The sequence below is a fragment of the Agrobacterium sp. SORGH_AS_0440 genome, from assembly GCF_031453135.1.
Taxonomy (GTDB): domain Bacteria; phylum Pseudomonadota; class Alphaproteobacteria; order Rhizobiales; family Rhizobiaceae; genus Agrobacterium; species Agrobacterium pusense.
In genome coordinates this window covers 2,603,128-2,624,180 of the sequence record NZ_JAVIYR010000002.1, presented here as the reverse complement: position 1 = coordinate 2,624,180, position 21,053 = coordinate 2,603,128, and the positions used below count along the sequence as shown (strand labels likewise).

Annotated in this window: 12 protein-coding genes; 6 read left to right on the top strand and 6 right to left on the bottom strand. The window is 59.8% G+C overall.

The window, feature by feature from the left end; all coding sequences use genetic code 11:
* From QE453_RS22015 to QE453_RS22000, 4 genes are all read right to left on the bottom strand, one after another.
* Positions 1-531, bottom strand: a complete 531-nt coding sequence (locus QE453_RS22015) for a TRAP transporter small permease (RefSeq protein ID WP_004444021.1) — start codon at positions 529-531, stop codon at positions 1-3.
* Positions 532-552: 21 nt separating this feature from the next.
* Positions 553-1,713, bottom strand: coding sequence for a fumarylacetoacetate hydrolase family protein (locus tag QE453_RS22010; protein ID WP_035207985.1), 1,161 nt, complete (start codon positions 1,711-1,713; stop codon positions 553-555).
* A 196-nt stretch (positions 1,714-1,909) separates the two neighbouring features.
* On the bottom strand, positions 1,910-2,626 hold the full coding sequence (locus tag QE453_RS22005) for a FadR/GntR family transcriptional regulator (RefSeq protein WP_035207984.1): 717 nt from the start codon (positions 2,624-2,626) through the stop codon (positions 1,910-1,912).
* A gap of 118 nt (positions 2,627-2,744) precedes the next feature.
* Complete coding sequence (locus QE453_RS22000; protein ID WP_004444014.1) at positions 2,745-4,190, bottom strand: FAD-binding oxidoreductase; 1,446 nt, start codon at positions 4,188-4,190, stop codon at positions 2,745-2,747.
* 200 nt (positions 4,191-4,390) lie between these two features.
* On the opposite strand from QE453_RS22000, the gene denD reads away from it, so the two are divergent.
* The 4 genes from denD (at position 4,391) to QE453_RS21980 (ending at position 9,155) form a co-directional block, all read left to right on the top strand.
* Entirely contained in the window at positions 4,391-5,377 is a 987-nt protein-coding gene (denD, locus tag QE453_RS21995) for a D-erythronate dehydrogenase (RefSeq protein ID WP_309778015.1), read from the top strand.
* On the top strand, positions 5,374-6,276 hold the full coding sequence (locus QE453_RS21990; protein ID WP_004444009.1) for an NAD(P)-dependent oxidoreductase: 903 nt from the start codon (positions 5,374-5,376) through the stop codon (positions 6,274-6,276). The genes denD and QE453_RS21990 overlap by 4 nt, the downstream gene beginning before the upstream one ends.
* A 9-nt stretch (positions 6,277-6,285) precedes the next feature.
* Entirely contained in the window at positions 6,286-8,070 is a 1,785-nt protein-coding gene (locus QE453_RS21985; protein ID WP_309778014.1) for an IlvD/Edd family dehydratase, read from the top strand.
* 110 nt (positions 8,071-8,180) lie between these two features.
* On the top strand, positions 8,181-9,155 hold the full coding sequence (locus QE453_RS21980) for a threonine/serine dehydratase (RefSeq protein ID WP_309778011.1): 975 nt from the start codon (positions 8,181-8,183) through the stop codon (positions 9,153-9,155).
* Positions 9,156-9,166: 11 nt separating this feature from the next.
* On the opposite strand, the gene QE453_RS21975 is transcribed toward QE453_RS21980, so the two are convergent.
* Positions 9,167-10,270 (bottom strand): NAD(P)/FAD-dependent oxidoreductase, encoded by a 1,104-nt coding sequence (locus QE453_RS21975; protein WP_309778010.1) that lies wholly within the window; start codon positions 10,268-10,270, stop codon positions 9,167-9,169.
* A gap of 227 nt (positions 10,271-10,497) precedes the next feature.
* On the opposite strand from QE453_RS21975, the gene QE453_RS21970 reads away from it, so the two are divergent.
* Positions 10,498-10,641 carry a hypothetical protein gene (locus QE453_RS21970; RefSeq protein ID WP_004443999.1) on the top strand — a complete coding sequence of 48 codons (144 nt, stop codon included), beginning with the start codon at positions 10,498-10,500 and terminating at the stop codon, positions 10,639-10,641.
* A gap of 76 nt (positions 10,642-10,717) precedes the next feature.
* On the opposite strand, the gene QE453_RS21965 is transcribed toward QE453_RS21970, so the two are convergent.
* Positions 10,718-11,896: a M20 aminoacylase family protein gene (locus QE453_RS21965; protein ID WP_244456052.1), complete on the bottom strand. Its 1,179-nt coding sequence runs from the start codon at positions 11,894-11,896 to the stop codon at positions 10,718-10,720.
* Positions 11,897-12,460: 564 nt separating this feature from the next.
* On the opposite strand from QE453_RS21965, the gene QE453_RS21960 reads away from it, so the two are divergent.
* Positions 12,461-20,956 carry a GH36-type glycosyl hydrolase domain-containing protein gene (locus QE453_RS21960; RefSeq protein ID WP_309778008.1) on the top strand — a complete coding sequence of 2,832 codons (8,496 nt, stop codon included), beginning with the start codon at positions 12,461-12,463 and terminating at the stop codon, positions 20,954-20,956.
* The last annotated feature ends 97 nt before the right edge of the window (positions 20,957-21,053 follow it).

Below are 21,053 nucleotides of genomic sequence, written 5' to 3'. Positions count from 1 at the left end.
TCAGCGCTCCGAAAGCTGTTCGATCGTCAGGTTCTCGCCCGCAAACTGGGCGATTTCGTCTTCCGTCACGCGGCCCGTCAGAAGACGGTACAGGCGTTCCAGCGCGATGACGAACATCAGGCCGCCGGTGAACATGCCGATGCCGTAGACCCAGATCATGGAGAGCTTGGTAACCGGCGCGTGCATGCTGGCGTTGATGCCAGACTGTTTCCAGGTGCCCCAGAAGAAGATGGCGGAACAGGCCAGGATGATGATGTTCGAGATGATCATGCAGACGATGCGGGCGCGGCGCGACAGAAACATCACGAGCGTTTCAATGCCCATATGGCTGTTCTCGCGGAAGGTCAGTACCGCGCCGAGGAAGGTCAGCCACACGAAGAAATAGCGTGACAGCTCTTCCGAGACATTGATGCCGGAATTCATCGTGTAACGCATGACGACGTTGACGAAGACCATGATCGACATGCCGGCAAGCAGCGCGACGAGAATGATTTCGAGAATCCGGTAAAAGAGATTGATGGTCTTTTGCATTTTCCCCTCCCGAAGAAATATCTAGAGCAGCCCTCGTTTCGCCAGGTTGCGCATCAGTGCCGCGGTGCCGAACGTCCATTCCGGGCATTCGTCAGTCGTCGTGACCCAGTTGATCAGCTTACCGAGCTTGGGCGTGGAGATTTCGACACGGTCACCCTTTGAATGGGTGAAGCCGAGACCTGGGCCATGGCGGTCCTTTACCGGCGCGAACATCGTGCCAAGGAAAAAGACTGCGCCGTCAGGATATTGGTGGTTACGGTTCAAGAGCTGCGAAGCGAGGTTTTCCGGCGTGCGGCTGATCGCCTCCATGGGGCTGACGCCCGTCATGGTGAAACCATCCTCTCCTTCGACCAGAAGAGAAATCTGCGCCTTCTTCACATCTTCAATGCTGAAGTTGCCATCGAACAGGCGGATGAACGGGCCGATTGCGCAGGAGGCATTGTTGTCCTTCGCCTTGCTGAGCAGCAGGGCGGAGCGACCTTCGAAATCGCGCAGGTTGACGTCGTTGCCGAGCGTCGCGCCGACAATGCGACCGTCAGAGGTGATGGCCAACACCACTTCCGGCTCAGGGTTGTTCCACTGCGATTTGGGATGGACGCCGATCAGGGCACCGCAGCCGACGGAGGCCATGGCCTGCGCCTTGGAGAAGATTTCCGCATCCGGGCCGATGCCCACTTCCAGATATTGCGACCAGAGGCCCATTTCCTGGAGCAGTTTCTTCACTTCGGCAGCTTTTTCGGAGCCGGCCTCAAGTCCCTTGAGATTGTCGCCGAGAACAGGCGCCAGCCGTCCGCGAATTTCCTGCGCACGCAGCGGATCGCCTTTGGCCTGCTCTTCGATTACGCGTTCCAGCATGCTGTCGGCGAAGGTGACACCCGCAGCCTTGACGGCCTGAATATCGTTGGGAGCGAGAAGTTCGCCGGCTGAGCCGTCCAGAAATGCGTCCAGTGCGCCTAAGGCGACGAAAGCACCGGTGTCCTTGAGCTGCTCCACCAGGTCGGTCTTCTCCAGAAGCTCTGACATGGTCGGAGAAACAGATGTGAGGTCATAAAGCACGCCATCCTTGAGGAGGACGGGGCAGGGGCCGCCTTCGCTTTTCGACCAGACGCGGCCGACGAGCAAAGCGTTTTCATAATCCTCAGGCAAAATTGCGGTAGCGTCGATCGACCTTACGCCGGCCATGTATATCCTCCCCTTTCAGACTTCCGACAGGCCGCCTCCTGCGGTCTTATTGTCTGGATGTCTGACAACCTAATCTTATTCTTCTTAGTATGACTTTTCGAGCGAGTCTAGCGGTCTCGCGGACAAATTTATCATGTATCGCTCATGAAGCGCGGAAACCTGTCCTATAGCTTGACTGCCAGTGCCTTTTTTCCAGTCAAAATATATCCAGCTCCAGATTGACGCGGCTTGCCGCACCGATCAGATGCTTGCGCATCGCGTTCTTGGCCGCGGGCGCATCAGCTTTTTCCACGGCCTCGTAAATTGCCACATGTTCGGCAATCGTTACCTCGAGAATTTCCCCAAAAACCGCCCGGGAGAAAGCGATGTTGATGGCGGAACTGATGCGCTCCGCAATGAAGCCGAGGAACATCAGGAAATATTCGTTTTGTGTGGCCTCAGCCAGAATACGGTGGAAGTCCAGATCGGCGGCAACGCCTTCCGTCGACCAGTCGTCGGCGGTTTTCATCTTTTCCAGTGCCGCGGCCAGTCGCGCCAACTGCTGCGGGCTACGATGCAATGCCGCCAGCCCTGCTGCTTCTATTTCCAGCGGCATGCGAAGCTGGAAAAGATCGCGGAAGTTCTCCGGATCGTTCAGCCGGGAGCGCTCGATACGGATGGACAGTCTCTGCCGGGGATCGGTGACGAATGCGCCCACGCCCTGCCGGGTTTCAACGAAACCTTCATTGCGCAATTGTGCTATCGCCTCGCGGATGACAGAGCGGCTCACCCCGAAGGTTTTTGCCAGCACATGTTCAGTCGGCAGCCTGTCGCCCGGCCCGAGTTTCGAATCGTTGATCTCGCGTGCGATCTCTGCGGCGATGCGGCCGGGGAGATGATCGTTGCGATGTATCTGATTGAACTCCAGCGTCATGGTTGCTCCCGTTCCACAGAAACGATTGGTTCGTTTTTCCCGCTGCAGACGACTTCCTCCTTCGCCGTCAGCGGGGTTTTTTAAGGCGGCGTTTTCAGCCGCCTCTGCCGTACCTTGATTAGCTATCCGGTTGCAGGGTTATCTGGCAACCGGGATTCATCCGCAAATCAGGGTCGAAGGTGTTTTTCAGGCCAGTGATCATCCGCCGCTGCACGTCAGATAGCCGGCTTTCGAAATCCGAGCGTTTCAACCGGCCGATGCCGTGCTCGGCGCTGATGCTGCCGACGTAACGGTCGAGGACGTCATTGACGAGCGTTTTGGACTTGTAGATGAATGCTTCGCGCTCTTCCGGCGTCGAGCCGTTCGGCGGCAGTACGTTGAGGTGAACGTTTCCGTCTCCCACATGGCCGTAGGAAACAGCGAGGCACTCCGGCAGTTTTTCCGCCAGTTCCGCTTCAGCTTCGGCCACGAAAGCCGCGAGTTTTGACAGCGGTACGGAAATATCGGTGCGCATATGGCTGCCGCGCAGCGCCTGGCCTTCGTTCATGCCTTCGCGGAATAACCAAAGCGATTGCGCCTGCGCCCGGGACGATGCGATGACGCCATCCAGCACCAGCCCGTCTTCCATGACGCCTTCGAGGAAGCGGCCCATCAGGTCTGCGGTGTCGACCAGGCCGGAGCCTGAAATTTCCATCAGCACATAGGCCGGGTAGTCACCGGCGATCGGCATTTTAAGGTCGGGGATTGCCTCGATCGCCAGCGTGAAGGCGACCGGCGGCATAAATTCGAAGGCAGACATCAGGTCGCAGCATTCGCGACGGGCGCGACGGTAAAGCTTGATGGCATCGTCAAGCGAATTGAGGCCGAGCAGCGCCGTTTCGACGTGTTCCGGATTGGGGTAAAGCTTGACGGCAACGGCGGTGATAATGCCGAGCGTTCCTTCCGCACCGATGAAAAGCTGCTTCAGGTCGATGCCGCGATTATCCTTGCGCAGCGTCGACAGCCCATTCCAGATAGTGCCATCCGGTAGCACCACTTCGAGACCCAGGACCAGTTCGCGCGTCATCCCGTACCGCAGCACATTGATGCCGCCGGCATTTGTGGAGACATTACCGCCTATACGGCAGCTACCCTGGGCCCCAAGTGATAGCGGGAAGAACATACCCTTGTCCTGCACCGCGTCCTTGAATTCCGAGAGAATGCAGCCCGCTTCCACGACGGCGGAAAAATCATCGCTGTCTATGGTGCGGATGGCGTTCATGCGCTCGAGGCTCAGAACGACCTGGCGTTTAGGCGCGTCAGGAATGCCGCCGAGTACAAGACCGGTATTGCCGCCCTGAGGGATGATGGCGAGTCCGAGTTCGGCGCAGGCGCGCACCGTATCAGATACTTCCTCCGTCGACCGGGGACGGATCACGGCTACAGCCGAACTGGTGACGTCGCCATGCCAGTCCCGGCAATAACGCAGCATGTCCTCCGGCGACGTGAGCACCAAAGCCTCGCCCAACCTGTTCTTCAGCGAGAATCGCAATTCCCCGATATCGTGTTCGCTGACGATCGTCATTCCACCCTCTCCGCTCAATCCGCCCTGAAATGTCCGGGCAAAGCTTCTTCGCCCTTGCTTTTGCCGGTTTGTGAAAAAATACTATTTTCAACTCGATCATATAAGGTTATCAGACAACCTTACAAGCTAATTTATCGGTCGGTTGGCTGATGATGTTTTTTCGGTCTCGGGAGAACGACCGGGACAAAGAGGAGGAAGACATGCATATCGCAATTATTGGCGCCGCTGGCATGGTGGGCCGCAAGCTGACGCAGCGTCTCGTCAAGGACGGGTCACTGGGTGGCAAGGCGGTGGAGAAATTCACGCTTATCGACGTGTTCCAGCCCGAAGCGCCTGCCGGTTTTTCCGGTGCCGTCGATGCGCGCGCGGCCGATCTTTCCGCAACTGGCGAAGCCGAAAAGCTGGTCGAAACCCGTCCGGATGTCATCTTCCACCTTGCCGCTATCGTCTCCGGCGAAGCCGAACTCGATTTCGACAAGGGCTACCGCATCAATCTCGACGGCACGCGTTATCTCTTCGATGCCATCCGCCTTGCCAACGGCAAGGATGGCTACAAGCCGCGCGTGGTCTTCACCTCCTCGATCGCCGTCTTCGGTGCGCCGCTTCCCTATCCGATCCCGGACGAATTCCACACCACGCCGCTGACCAGCTACGGTACGCAGAAGGCTATCTGCGAATTGCTCCTGTCCGACTACAGCCGCCGCGGTTTCTTTGACGGCATCGGCATTCGCCTTCCCACCATCTGCATTCGTCCCGGCAAGCCGAATGCGGCTGCCTCCGGCTTCTTCTCCAATATCCTGCGCGAGCCGCTCGTTGGCCAGGAGGCGGTTCTGCCGGTGCCGGAAAGCATTCGCCACTGGCACGCCTCGCCACGTTCCGCCGTCGGTTTCCTTATTCATGGCGCCACGATCGACGTCGAAAAGGTCGGCCCGCGCCGCAACCTGTCGATGCCGGGCCTCAGCGCCACCGTCGGCGAACAGATTGAGGCACTGCGCAAGGTGGCGGGGGAAAAGGCCGTCGCCCTCATCCGTCGCGAGCCGAACGAGATGATCATGCGCATGTGCGAAGGCTGGGCGCCCGGTTTCGAAGCCAAGCGTGCCCGCGAACTCGGCTTTACGGCCGAAAGCTCCTTCGAAGAGATTATTCAGGTTCATATTGAGGACGAACTGGGAGGTTCACTGAAATGAGTGGCGGCGGGGAGGAGAAGAAGCGCTCGGTCGCCTTTATCGGCACCGGCCTGATGGGAGGGCCGATGGCCCGGCGCCTGCTGGGTGCGGGCTTTTCGGTCACGGTCTGGAACCGCAGTGTCGATAAGGCCGAGGCTCTTGTTGCCGATGGCGCGGTCGTCGCGGCATCGCCGGCAGATGCAGCCAAGGGCGCCGATATTGTCATCACCATGCTGAGTGACGGCAAGGCCGTGGGCGAGGTGCTGTTCGAGGCCGGTGTGGCCGAAGCGCTGAAAAAGGGGGCTGTCGTCATCGACAGCAGCTCGATCGCGCCGCCGATCGCGCGTGAACACTCCTCCCGGCTTCAGGCGCTTGGCATCCATCACGTCGATGCACCGGTTTCGGGCGGTGTGCCGGGCGCGACGGCCGGTACGCTCGCCATCATGGCCGGTGGAGACGAGGCGCTGATCGCGGATCTTGCTGATGTCTTTGCACCGATGGGCCGGCTCACCTATGTGGGTCCCTCGGGTGCCGGCCAGCTCTGCAAGCTCGCCAACCAGCAGATCGTCGCCATTACGATCGGCGCGGTTGCCGAAGCGATGATGCTGGTGGAAGCGGGAGGAGCCTCTCGCGAAGGTTTCCGCAATGCCATACGTGGCGGCTTTGCCGAAAGCCGGATACTGGAATTGCATGGCGAACGCATGGTGAAGCGCAATTTCGTGCCGGGTGGTCCATCCAAATTCCAGCTCAAGGATCTGAATGGCGTGTTGGCAACCGCGAAGGACCTGTCGCTTACCCTGCCGCTTACGCAGCAGGTGACGCGGGAATTCGACGACTTCGTTGGTGACGGCGGTGCCGATATCGATCACAGCGGCATCCTGCTTTACCTCGAAAAACTCAACAACCGCGAACAGGGCTGAGGCAGGCTTATGAGCGACGAGAAGACACCCATGCGCCGGCTGCGATCGCAGGACTGGTTCGACAACCCTGATCATCTCGACATGACGGCGCTCTATCTGGAGCGCTTCATGAATTATGGCGTAACGCCGGAAGAACTGCGTTCCGGCAAGCCGGTGATCGGCATCGCCCAGAGCGGCAGCGATCTTACGCCCTGCAACCGCGTCCATGTGGAGTTGGTGAAGCGTGTGCGCGACGGCATCCGTGACGCGGGCGGTATTCCTATCGAATTCCCGACCCATCCGATGTTCGAAAACTGCAAGCGCCCGACGGCAGCGCTCGACCGCAATCTTGCCTATCTCAGCCTCGTGGAAGTGCTTTACGGTTATCCGCTCGACGGTGTCGTGTTAACGACGGGTTGCGATAAGACCACGCCCTCGGCATTGATGGCGGCGAGCACGGTCGATATTCCGGCCATCGTGCTCTCCGGCGGGCCGATGCTCGACGGTTATCATGAGGGCGATCTGGTCGGTTCCGGCACTGTGATCTGGCGCATGCGCCGCAAATATGGCGCTGGCGAAATCACCCGGGAGGAGTTTCTGCAGGCGGCGCTGGAATCCGCGCCATCGGTCGGGCATTGCAACACCATGGGCACGGCGTCGACCATGAACGCCATCGCGGAAGCGCTTGGCATGTCGCTTACCGGCTGCGGCGCAATCCCCGCCGCTTACCGTGAGCGCGGCCAGATGGCCTATCGCACCGGTCGCCGCGCCGTCGAACTGGTTGTTGAGAATATCAAGCCCTCGGACATCATGACGCGCGAAGCCTTCCTGAACGCGATCCGCGTCAACTCGGCAATTGGTGGCTCCACCAATGCCCAACCGCATCTCGCGGCGATGGCGAAACATGCGGGCGTTGAACTCCGTGAAGAGGACTGGCAGGTCCACGGTTACGATATTCCGCTGTTGGCCAACATACAGCCGGCCGGCAAATGGCTCGGTGAGAAATATCACCGCGCCGGCGGCACGCCCGCCATCATGTGGGAGCTTCTGCAGGCGGGCAAGCTCGATGGAAGCTGTCGGACCGTGACCGGTAGAACAGTGGCTGAAAATCTGGAAGGTCGGGAATCGACCGACCGAGATGTGATCCTTCCTTATGAAAATCCGCTGAAGGAACGGGCAGGTTTCCTGGTTCTCAAGGGCAATCTGTTCGATTTCGCCATCATGAAGACGAGCGTGATCTCGGCGGAGTTCCGGCAGCGCTATCTCAACGAGCCGGGCCACGAGGGAATTTTCGAGGGCAGATGCGTGGTTTTTGACGGTTCGGAAGACTATCACGCTCGCATCAATGATCCGTCCCTCAATATTGATGAGCGTACCATTCTCGTCATTCGTGGTGCGGGGCCGCTTGGCTGGCCGGGTTCGGCCGAGGTGGTCAACATGCAGCCGCCGGATGCGCTTTTGAAAAAAGGAATCACCAGCCTGCCGACGATCGGTGACGGCCGGCAATCGGGAACGGCGGACAGCCCGTCCATTCTCAACGCCTCGCCCGAAAGTGCGGCCGGCGGTGGCCTGGCCTGGCTTCGCACGGGCGATGTGATCCGCATCGACTTCAACAAGGGCGAGTGTAACGCGCTGGTGCCGGATGAGGAGCTTGCAGCCCGCAAGGCAGACGGCATTCCCGCTGTTCCCGCGGATGCGACGCCCTGGCAGCGCATTTATCGTCAGTCGGTAACGCAGCTTTCGGACGGCGCGGTTCTGGAAGGCGCTGCGGATTTCCGCCGCATTGCCGAGAAGATGCCCCGGCACAATCATTGATCACACGACCAGAATCCCCGGCCACGTCCGGGGATTTTTCTTTTCGGGCGGTTTCGTAAATGCGTGTGACCTCATAAGGTGCCTGCACATCCGCATTATAGGGGCAGGACATGACTGATATTTCGATGATAGAAGCCGCGCGGGAGCGCATCGGCACTCAAGCGGTTCGCACGCCGCTTCTCTCATCACCTTTTCTGAACGAGATTGCCGGGCGAAAGCTCTTCGTAAAAGCTGAATGCCTGCAAAGAACGGGTTCCTTCAAGTTTCGTGGCGGCTGGTCGGCCGTCTCAGGCCTGCCTGCGGAGGTCCGCGCCAAAGGCGTCATCGCCTTTTCCTCCGGTAACCATGCGCAGGGCGTGGCGCTTGCCGCGAGCCTCCACGGTGTTCCCGCCGTCATCATCATGCCGATGGATGCACCGAAGATCAAAATTGACAATACCCGTGCTTATGGCGCGGAGGTGGTGCTTTATGACCGCGCGAATGAGGATCGCGATGCCATTGGGGACCGCATTTCGCGCGAGCGCGGGTTGACGCTGATCAGGCCCTATGACGAACCGCTGGTCATTGCCGGGCAGGGGACGGTGGGGCTCGAGATTGCTGAACAGGGCGCGGAACTGGGTATCGATTCAGCCGAGATCCTGGTGCCGTGCGGCGGCGGCGGCCTTACATCCGGCATATCCCTTGCGCTTGCAGCGAAAGCACCGAACTATAAGGTCAGGACTTCCGAACCGGAGCGGTTCGATGATGTGGCACGCTCTCTTGCCTCGGGCAAGATCGAGCGGAACGCCACGACCTCGGGTTCGATCTGCGATGCGATCGTTACGCCGCAGCCCGGTAACATTACCTTCCCGATCATGGTTGGGCTTTGCGGGAAAGGCATCGCCGTGACCGAAGAGGAAGCGCTGCGGGCAATGGTTCTCGCCTTCAACCGCCTGAAGATCGTCGTTGAGCCCGGTGGAGCGGTGGCCCTGGCGGCGGCCCTCTTCCATGGCGATGAACTGGAGAGTGAAACGGTGATCGCAGTCGCTTCCGGCGGCAATGTCGATCCGGAGGTCATGACGGGTGCGCTGTCCCGTTTCGGCTGAGCGGGTTGGGATCAAGCCTCGAGCCGCGCCGCGACCTCGTTGGCGATGGCCAGCGAGGCAGTAAGGCCGGGGCTTTCGATGCCGAAGAGATTGACGAGACCGTTGACGCCATGCGTCTCCGGCCCGTCAATGCGGAAATCCATAGCGGGTTCGTCCGGACCTGAAATCTTCGGCCGGATTCCAGAATAGGCCGGAATCAACGCATGGTCGGGAAGGCGCGGCCAATAACGCCGTATCGCATCATCAAAACCTTCCATGCGTTGGGGATCGACGGCGTAATCGATGGCGTCCACCCACTCCACATCCGGGCCGAAACGAGCCTGGCCAGCAAGATCGAGGGTGAGATGTACGCCAAGGCCATGAGTATGAGGTGCCGGGTAGATGAGCCTTGAAAAGGGTGACTTGCCGGCCAGGGAAAAATAGCTGCCCTTGGCGAAACGCGCCTGCGGGATACCATCCTCCGGCAATCCCTCTATCTTTCTCGCCAACATCGGCGCAACAAGTCCGGCGGAATTGATGAGCAGCCGGCACGTCAGGCTGGTGGGCTCCGCGCCGCCGACGTGGATCCGAAAACCATGGCCCGCCACTTCCGCCCTTTCGAAGGGGGCGTTGACGGCCATGGCCGCGCCGTGATCCTGTGCGTCTCCGAACAGCGCCAGCATGTATCCGTGACTGTCGATGATACCGGTCGAAGGTGACGTAAGGGCTGCAACGCAGGTGAGCGCGGGTTCGAGTAAAACCGCCTGTCGTTCATCAATCAGCTCAAGATCGTTACATCCGTTGGCCTTGCCCTTCTCCTGGAGAGTGGCGAGCATGGCCGTCTCTTCATGGCTCGTGGCGACGATGAGTTTGCCGCAGCGGCGATGAGCAACGCCGTGGCTCTGGCAGAAAGCATAAAGACGCTCCTTGCCCTCCACGCAAAGTCGGGCCTTGAGGCTTCCAGGCGGGTAATAAAGGCCTGCGTGGATAACTTCGCTGTTGCGGGAGGAAGTGATCGAGCCAAATTCCTTTTCGCTTTCCAGGATGACGACGAAGAGGCCGCGCATAGCGAGTTCTCGCGCTGTCGCCAGGCCGATCACACCGGCTCCAATAATGATGGCGTCGATATCTGTCATGGTATTTTCCGTGTCCGCATTGCCTTCAGACGGAAAGCGCCCCGTCGCGCTGATGCCGCGCAATGGGTAGATTGATGCTTGCCGCCCGGCAAGTTGCAATCCGTATTTTTCCCGATGCACGTATCTTATGGAATATTATCTCTACTGAAACAGTGGAGAATAAAGCTATTCTACGAGTGAAATAAGCAATGCCCGCTTTGAAGGGCCGAGCAGGAAGGGAGTGTACAATGTCTTATTCCAAGGCAGGAAAAGTAAAAGACTTTGTTTCGCAGCCCCAGTCGCCGCGCAACTGGAAAGATTCGGTTCATGCGGCTCTCGTCGGCGTCTGCATGGCCTTTGTCGCTGCCGTCATATTCGGTCTCGTTCCCTGATCCTCCCGATCTTCTCATCAGGTAATTTGAGAACAAAAGGCCGGTCGCTCCTCCGACCGGCCTTTTTCATTCCCATTCACGACTTCAGGTAATCTTCCGCAAGATCGACCCAGAAAGCGGTTCCGATTGGTAGGATTTCGTCGTTGAAATCAAATTTTGGATGGTGCAACGGCGGGTCGTTGTCGGTTCGTGCGGTGCCGAGGAAGAAATAACAGCCCGGCCGTTTCTCCAGCATGTAGGCAAAGTCTTCCGCGCCCATCGACGGGCGCTGCATTTCTGCGACCTTTTCAGGCCCGGCAAAACGGCGGGCGAGATCGGCGACATAATCCGTTTCCGCCCTGTGGTTGACGGTTGCATTATAACCGCGTTCGTAATCGATGGTGACGCTCATGCCGTAGCTGGCCGCCTGGCCTTCGGCTATCGCCCGAATGCGCTTTTCCAGCTCATCGCGCACGCCCGGATCGAAGGAACGGATGGTCAGTAGCATTTCCGCCGTTTCGGGAATGACGTTGCTGGCAGCACCGGCATGGAAGGCGCCAACGGTGACGACCGCCGACAGCTGCGGATGGATGTTGCGTGAAACCACCGTCTGCAGCGCCATGATGATGCTTGCCCCGGCAACGATAGGGTCAGCGGCATCCTGCGGTTCGGCACCGTGGCCGCCATAACCGTTGACGGTGATCTTGCACTCGTCGACCGCGGCAAGGATCGGCCCGTCGCGCAGCACGAACTGCCCGAAGGGCAGGCCGGGGTCGTTGTGGAGTGCAAAAACCGCATCGCAGGGAAAGCGGTCGAACAGGCCGTCCTCGATCATGATGCGGGCGCCGCCGAAATTTTCCTCCGCCGGCTGGAAGATCAGATGCAGTGTTCCGTTAAAATTCCTGCGCTCGGCGATGATCTTCGCTGCGCCGAGCAGCATTGCAGTGTGGCCATCATGGCCGCAGGCATGCATCACGCCCTGATTGGCGCTCGCATATTCCGCCCCCGTTTCTTCGTGGATCGGCAGGGCGTCGATATCGGCTCGAATGCCAAGCGTGCGCGTGCTGTCACCATTGCGCAGCGTGGCGACAACGCCAGTGCCGGCGAGCCCGCGCGTTACCTCGTACCCCATCGCCAGCAATTGTTCGGCAATGAAATCCGAGGTCTTGAACTCGGAGAGCCCTATTTCAGGGTGACGGTGCAGGTGGCGGCGGATTGCCACCACATCCGGCATATGATTGGCAAAAGACGTCATGGTGGCGGTCTGTCTGGTCATTTTCGAAGTCCCGAGTTTCGCCGTTTTTTACGGTGCTTTTTCAAAATGACATAGCAGCATATGCATGGGCATGTAAGGGGCGCCGCAGGCACTCAGACAGCCTGAAATTCAGCGCTTGCATCGGGTCGCGACAGGTGGCATGGAACTATTGATGTCCTGGGGCATTAGCGTCTTTCGGATGTAGCGCGAACCGTTCCGGTTTCGTGTTGCCCTTCAGGTTATCAACGGGGGACCATCGGGCGTTGCGCGCACAAATTTCGCCGTCGGGGAGGGTGCGAAATCCGGTCGGAACGGCGTTGCCGGGCCGCAGGATGAGATCTTTCTGTCACCGGAAGCTCCCTGCACGCGCTGATCTCAAGCCCCGCAAACAGATTGCAAACATTGTGCAGCAGTATGCGGCGCCTTCCTGCCGGACGGTCCTCTCATCCAGGCGTCCGGTCCGGTTCACCGAAGGTTCAGGATAAGTCATAAATATAGCGTGGCCGATTTTCGTGTGTGTTCCCGCCACGGACGAAATGCCGGTCAAGTCGAACAAGTCTCCATAAAGTTCAGAATACGAGCCCGATGTCATTTCATATCACCCCGACCGCCGCCGCCCGTGATTCCGAGACGAAGCAGATCGATCATAATGATTCGATCCGCGCGTCCTATATGACGGTCGAGGAACTGCATGATGCGGGCGCCGCGCTTTCCCGCGATGGCGCCGACAGCCTTCCCGGCTTCATGGAGTTCGATTTCTTCGAGCGTCATCGCGAGAATGAAAAGGAAATCCTCAGGGTCTATCGCACAACGGCGGTCGACGCGGAAAATGGCGCGACGATAACGCCAGCGGCGGAATGGCTTCTCGACAACCACTACGTCATCGAAGAGGCGATCCAGGAAGTCCGCCGTGATTTTCCGCGCAAGTTCTATCGCCAGCTGCCGACGATGACGGTGGGCGGCGTGACGATCCCGCGAGTCATGGCGCTCGGCTGGCTTTATGTCGCCCACACCCACAGCACGGTATCGCGCGAAAACATGACGGCGCTGGTGGATGGCTACCAGACCTCGAAGACGCTGCAGATCGGTGAATTGTGGGCGCTGCCATCGATCATCCGTTTTGTCCTCATCGAAAATCTTCGCCGCATCTCCATCCGTGTGGAGCGTTCGCGCCGCATGCGCCAGAAGGCGAATGAGGTGGTCGACGAGATCATCCGTCTGAACGATGCGGAAGCGTCGGCAGCACTTCTCAAGCAGGTCGATTCGCTGGTCGATGACCCGACTTTCGCGACGCAGTTCCTTTATCGCCTCCGAAACGGCTCGCAGACATCGGGTTTTGCCGTCGCATGGCTTGAAGAGCGTCTGCATGCCGCCGGCACCGACGCCGAAAACGTCATGATGTCGGAGCATAATCGCCTTGCCTCCGGCAACGTGACGATGGGCAACATCGTCAAGAGCCTGCGCGAGATCGATGATACCGAATGGTCGGTGTGGTTCGAGGAAGTCAGCCATATCGACAAGGTTCTGCGCGAAGAAACCGATTACGAAACGCTCGATTTCGGCTCGCGGAACACCTACCGCAATACCATCGAACTTCTGGCGCGTCGTTCTCCCAAGACCGAAGTTGAGGTCGCCCGTGCCGCTGTCGAAATGGCGCGTACCGATATGCCCGCAGAGGCGGACGAGACGCATCCCGTCAATGTCGGCTCCGTGCTGGTGGGTCAGCGTCGTTTCGAGCTTGAAAAGGCGCTGGGATACCGGCCCCTGGCATCGCAGCGTATCGTCCGGGCTATGCGGAAGTTCAACTGGCTGGCAATTGCAGCGCCGGTGCTTCTCATCACCGCGGTCGCCATGCTGGCGGTCGGATGGTTCCTCGCCGAAGCGGGCATGCCCTGGTATGTTGTCACCGCTTTCCTGCTGATGTTCGCTCTGCCCGCCTCGGAGGGCGCGACCGGCCTCTTCAATACCCTTGTCACCTTCTTCGTGAAACCGTTCCGGCTGGTCGGATACGAGTTCAAGAATGGAATTCCCGAGGACGCGCGTACGTTGGTCGCCGTGCCCTGCATGCTGACCAGTCGCGACAGCGTTGACGAGATGATGCGCAATATCGAGGTGCATTATCTCGCCAATCCGCATGGTGAGATCTATTTCTCGCTGGTGAGCGACTGGCGCGACGCGCAATACGAGCAGTCCGAGGATGATCTTGAGATACTCGAATATGCCAAGCGCGAGCTGGCAACACTGAACAGCCGCTACGCCTTTGACGGCAAGACACGATTTTACCTTCTGCATCGTCGTCGCATCTACAATCCGGCCGAAGGCTGCTGGATGGGCTGGGAGCGCAAGCGCGGCAAGCTGCATGAGCTGAACATGCTGCTGCGCGGCGACAAGGACACGACGTTCCTCGGCGGCGCGAATATCATTCCGGAAGGTGTGAAATATGTCATGACGCTGGACGCCGATACGCGCCTGATGCGCGATGCGGTGACGAAGCTGGTCGGCAAGATGCACCATCCGATCAACCGCCCCAGGATCGATCCTGAATCCGGTCGGGTGGTCGAAGGTTACGGTCTGCTGCAGCCGCGCGTCACACCTTCCCTGACCACGGGCAAGGATGCTTCGGTTTTCCAGCGTGTCTTTTCCATCAACCGCGGTATCGATCCCTACGTCTTCACGGTTTCCGACGTTTACCAGGACCTGACCTCCGAAGGCACCTTCACCGGTAAGGGTCTTTACGACGTGGATGCTTTCGAGGCGGCGCTGAAGGGCCGTATCGAAGAAAACTCCGTCCTCAGCCATGATCTGCTTGAAGGTTCGTTTGCGCGTTGCGCGCTGGTGACCGATGTGGAACTCGTGGAGGACTTCCCGACGCGCTATGAGGTGGAAGTTTCGCGTCAGCATCGCTGGGCGCGTGGCGACTGGCAGCTGCTTCCCTATATTCTCGACCGCGCCCGCGGCGTCACCGCTATCGGACGGTGGAAGATGGTCGACAATCTGCGTCGCTCACTGACGCCGATCGCCTGGTTCTTCGCCTCGATCCTCGGCTGGTATTTCATGGATCCGCTCGGGGCGCTGATCTGGCAGATCCTGCTGATCTTCTCGCTCTTCGTTGCACCGACGCTTTCGCTGCTTTCCGGCCTTGTGCCGCGTTCGACAGACATCGTGCCGCAGGCGCATTTCCACACCATCTGGTCTGAAATCCGCGCCACCAATGCGCAAGTCGCGCTGAGAATCGTCTTCATCGCCGATGCCGCCTGCATGATGACAGATGCGATTGCGCGTTCGCTCTACCGCCTGCTCGTCAGCCACAAGCTGATGCTGGAATGGCGCACCGCCGCCAGTATCCAGTCCAGTGCGCAGGGCAGCATCATCGATTATTATCGTCAGATGTGGCACGCCCCCGTTGTGGCGATGCTCGGCCTTCTGTTCGCGGCGCTGCCGGGCGACAATGCCTTCCTGATCGGCATTCCCTTTACGCTGCTGTGGGTGCTGTCGCCCGCCGTTGCCTGGTATGTCAGCCAGTCAGCCGAGACCGAAGACCGGCTGTTCGTTTCCGAGCACGTCTCGTTCGAACTACGCAAGATCGCGCGTCGTACCTGGCGTTATTACGAGACCTTCGTGACACCGCAGGAAAACCACCTGCCGCCGGACAATTTCCAGGAGACGCCGGAACCGATCGTTGCCTCGCGCACGTCTCCCACCAATATCGGCGTTTATCTGCTCTCCGTCATCTCCGCCCGTCAGTTTGGCTGGATCAGCTTTGCCGACACGCTGGAGCGCATCGAGAACACGATCCAGACCGTTGAGAAGATGGAAAAATATCGTGGCCATCTCTACAACTGGTATCACACCGATACCTTGCAGACGCTTGGACCGCGTTACGTTTCGGCCGTGGACAGCGGTAATCTCGCCGGCCATTTGATTGCGGTTTCTTCCGCTTGCCGCGATTGGGCGGAAGCGCCGTCGGCGCATCTTCAGGGCAACCTCGACGGTATCGGCGACGTGGCCGGCATTCTGCGCGAAACGCTGAAGGCCTTGCCCGACGACCGCAAGAACCTGCGGCCGCTGCATCGCCGTCTCGAAGAGCGTATCATCGGCTTCTCGAACGCGCTGGCATCCGTCAAGCGCGAGCACGAATTCGCCTCCATTCGCGTCATCAATCTGGCGGTGCTTGCGCGTGACATTCAGAAGCTCGCCACCAATGTCGACCACGAGGTGAAGTCCACACAGAGCACCGAAGTGACGCGTTGGGCGCAGTTGCTGGTCGAGTGCTGCGAAGCCCATATTTCCGACAGCGCCATCGACCTGACCAATGTCGAGCCCTTGCGCCAGCGTCTCGCTTCGCTGCGCGACCGCAGCCGCAATCTCGCTTTCTCGATGGATTTCACGTTCCTTTACCGCAAGGATCGCCGCCTTCTGTCCATTGGCTATCGCGTCGAAAGCAAGGAGCTGGATGAGGCCTGCTATGACCTTCTGGCGTCGGAATGCCGTCTGACCAGCCTCTTCGCCATCGCGAAGGGCGATCTGCCGACTGAGCACTGGTACCGCCTTGGCCGTCAGGTCGTGCCGATCGGTGCGCAGGGCGCGTTGGTGTCCTGGTCGGGCTCCATGTTCGAATATCTGATGCCGCCGCTTGTGATGCAGGAGCGTCAGGGGGGTATCCTCAACCAGACCAACAACCTGATCGTCAAGGAACAGATGAATCACGGCCGCCGTCTGGGCACGCCATGGGGCATTTCCGAAGCGGCGTTTAATGCCCGCGATCACAACATGAACTACCAGTACACCAACTTCGGTGTGCCGACGCTGGGCCTCAAGCGTGGCCTTGGCCAGAATGCGGTGATTGCGCCCTATGCATCGATCCTCGCCAGCCAATACGATCCGGATGGTGCACTTGAAAACCTCGACAAGCTGCGCAAGCTTGGCGCACTTGGCCAATACGGTTTCCACGATGCGGTGGATTTCACGCCAACGCGCGTGCCCGATGGCAAGGTCTGTGCGGTAGTCTACAACTATTATGCCCACCACCATGGCATGTCGATTGCGGCCGTCGCCAACGTTGCCTTTGACGGCGTGCTGCGCGAGCTCTTCCATTCCGATCCGGTGATCGAGGCAGCTGAATTGCTGCTGCAGGAAAAGGCGCCGCGCGAAGTGCCTGTCATGAGCGCCAAATACGAGCCGGAGACCCCCGGCAAGGAACAGGCCGACCTGCTGCGGGCGGAAGTGCGCTCCATTGCCGATCCGGCGGCGCGCGACCGTGAGGTGGTGTTCCTGTCGAATGGTCACTACTCGACCATGCTTACCTCGACGGGTGCAGGTTATTCGAAATGGAACGGGCAGGCGATTTCCCGCTGGAAGGCCGATCCGACCGAAGACCGCTGGGGCACCTTCATCTTCCTGCGCGACACCACCAACGGGCAATGGTGGAGTGCGACTGCGGAGCCGCGTGTCTTCGAGGGTGAAAAGACCAAGACGGTCTTCACCGACGACAAGGCCGAGTTCCACAAGACCACCGGCGACCTGCAGAGCGTTGTCGAATGCATCGTCGCCACCGAGCACGATGCAGAAGGCCGACGCGTCACCCTGCTCAATGTCGGTTCCGAGGATCGCTATATCGAAGTGACTTCCTATATGGAGCCGGTCATTGCGTCTGAGGATGACGACAACGCCCATCCGCTCTTCTCGCGCATGTTCGTGCAGACGGAGATCGGCCGGCGTGGCGACGTCATCCGCGCCTGGCGCAACCGTCGCAGCCCGAACGAGCCGGGCACCGTCATTGCGCATCTGGCCGCCGATAATGCCGGCCCGTCGCGCCCGACGGAATTCGAGACGGATCGCGCCAAATTCATCGGTCGTGGCCGTTCGCTGCGCGAAGCGGCGGCTTTCGATGCCGGTGCGACGCTTTCCAGCACTGACGGCTTCACGCTCGACCCCATCCTGTCGCTGCGACGCACCGTGCGCGTGCCGGCAGGCAAGAAGGTGAGCGTGATCTTCTGGACGATTGCCGCGCCGAGCCGCGAGGAAGTCGACAAGGCGATCGACCGTTATCGTCATCCGGACGCCTTCGCGCATGAACTCGTTCATGCCTGGACGCGCACACAGGTGCAGATGCGCCATGTGGGCGTCACCTCACAGCAGGCGGCCGCCTTCCAGCATCTCGGCCGATATCTGACCTATCCCGACATGCATCTGCGTGCGGATTCGGAAACGCTGAAAACAGGACTCGCTTCGCAGCGCGCCTTGTGGCCGCTTGCGATTTCCGGCGATTTCCCGATTTTCAGCCTGCGCATCAACGACGATATGGACATGGACATCGCCCGTGAGGCGCTGAGTGCCCATGAATATCTGCGTTCGCGCGGCGTGATCTTCGATCTCGTTATCGTCAACGAACGGGCCGCATCCTACGCGCAGGACATGCAGCATGCGCTGGATCATATTTCCGAAGCACAACGCCGCATCAATCCCGCCGATGGCGGTCGCCCGCACGTCTTCTCCGTGCGCCGTGACCTGATGGATGAAGAGACGTGGAGCGCGCTTCTGGCCGCTTCCCGCGTTGTACTCCATGTGCGCAACGGCAAGATCGTGGACCAGATCAACCGCGCGGTATCGCTGTTTGCGGCCCATCGTGGTCCCGATGGCACAAGCGACGCCGCACAGGCCCGTCTGCCGGTCCCGGCTTTCCCGGTTGCGGAGCCGGTCGAAGACGCGGGCGATCTCGATTTCTGGAACGGATTCGGCGGCTTCGCCAGGAACGGACAGGAATATGTGGTGCGTCTCCATGGTGGGCAGTCCACCCCGCATCCGTGGATCAACGTCATCTCGAACGAGAATTTCGGCTTCCATATTTCGGCCGAAGGCGCAGGTTTCAGCTGGAGCCGCAATTCGCGCGATTATCAATTGACACCGTGGAGCAATGACCCTGTCATCAACCGGCCGGGCGAGGCCTTCTATGTCGCCGATGTGGACACAGGAAAGCTCTATACGCCGTGTGCCGCGTTGTCGCGTGATCCAGAAGCCATGTTCGAAACCCGTCACGGCCTGGGTTACTCCATCCTGACCGGCGTTGCCGACACGCTTGAAGTCGAGGTGACACAGACCGTCGATCGTGAAAAGCCGGTCAAGTTCTCGCAGGTCATCGTTCGCAACAAAGGGTCCAAAAGCCGCAGGCTGAAGGTTTATGCCTATGTCGAATGGGTGCTGGGCAATAACGGACAGAAATCAGCGCCGTTCATTCTGAGCAGACATGATGCGGGCAACAACGCAATCTTCGCGTCGAACCCCTACAGCATCGACTACAGCGCACGCACGGCGTTCCTGACGCTTGATACGGAGGCGAGCGGTTTCACTACCAGTCGTCGGGAATTCATTGGCCGCTTTGGTTCGGCACAGGCCCCGCAGGCGATCGTGTCGGGTAACGCACTCAGCGGCAGCACCGAGGTTGACGGCGATCCCTGTGCGGCGCTGATGCAGGAAATCCACCTTAAGCCCGGCGAAGAACGGCACATGACCTTCATTCTGGGCGACGCCGATAATGCGGAAGAAGCCGAGGCGCTGGTGAAGGATGTCCGCCGTGTGGATTTCCAGTCCGTGCTGGAGGAAAGCAAGGCGTTCTGGACCGGTTTTACCGGCCAGTTACAGGTGTCCACGCCGGATGCCGGCTTCAACCACATGGTCAACAATTGGCTGCCCTATCAGGCGCTGGCGTGCCGCATTCTGGCGCGCACGGCCTTCTATCAGTCGAGCGGCGCCTTCGGCTTCCGTGACCAGCTTCAGGATACCCTGGCGTTTCTGCTCTACCAGCCGGATCTCGCTCGCAAGCAGATCCTGCGCGCAGCCGGCCGGCAGTTCCCGGAAGGCGACGTTCAGCACTGGTGGCTGCCGCTGACAGGCGCCGGTGTCCGCACCACTATCTCGGACGACGTGGTATGGCTTGCTTATGCGATCAACCAGTATGTTTCGGCGACCGGCGATATCACCATTCTGGATGAGAGCATTCCCTTCCTGAAGGGGCCGGCGCTGATGCCCGGCCAGCACGACGCTTTCTTCCAGCCGGAAACCAGCGACAAATCCGCGACGCTCTACGAACACGCGGCGCTGGCGCTCGATCTTGCCATTCATCGCACCGGGGAGAACGGCCTGCCGCTGATCCTCGGCGGTGACTGGAACGACGGCATGAACCGCGTCGGCGTTGGCTGCAAGGGTACCAGTGTCTGGCTCGGCTGGTTCCTTTCCGGCGCCTTGCGCGATTTCATTGAAATTGCGGAAAAGCGCGGTGATACGGATCGGGTCGGCAGATGGGCCTCGCACCGCGAAAAACTGCGCAATGCGCTCGAAACCGCAGGGTGGGATGGCAGCTATTATCGTCGCGGCTATTTCGACGACGGCACGCCGCTGGGTTCCGCCGGAAGCGAGGAATGCCGGATCGATTCGCTTGGCCAAAGCTGGAGCGTTCTCTCCGGCGAAGGCGAAGAGGCCCGGTCGCGGCAGGCAATGGATGCGGTCATGGAGCATCTGGTGGATGAAAAGACCGGCATCATCCGGCTATTCACGCCGCCATTCTCGCGTGCGCCGCACGATCCAGGCTACATCAAGGGATATCCGCCAGGTGTGCGCGAAAATGGCGGACAATATACCCACGCGGCGACCTGGGTGGTTCTCGCTCTTGCCAAGCAGGGCAGGGCGCAGGAGGCCTGGAACTGCTTCAAGCTGCTCAACCCGGTCAACCACGCGCTCGATGCGGCGGCGTCGGAAACCTATCGGGTCGAACCTTATGTGGTGACCGCGGATGTATACGGTGAAGGCGCTTATGCGGGCCGTGGCGGCTGGAGCTGGTACACCGGCTCGGCCGGCTGGCTCTACCGTGCCGCTGTCGAGGGTATTCTCGGCATCACCCGCACTGACGGCAGGCTGCATATTTCACCGTCGCTGCCGGAAGACTGGAGCGGTTTCTCGGTGAAGATCACGCTCGACGGCAAGGCTAGAGACATTGCCGTCAGCCGCAAGCCTGGCACGGCGGAGGTTTCGGTATCTGTCGATGGCAAGGACTTGGCGGCCGGCGAGAGGGTGATCCCCTTCGACTGAGACGGGCGGGCCTTCGGTTTGCTTTTTAAGTCGGGCTCCTGCGGTGACGCAGGGGCCCGAATTTTGTTGTGAGATTCCCCCGCCTTCGATGTTGTTT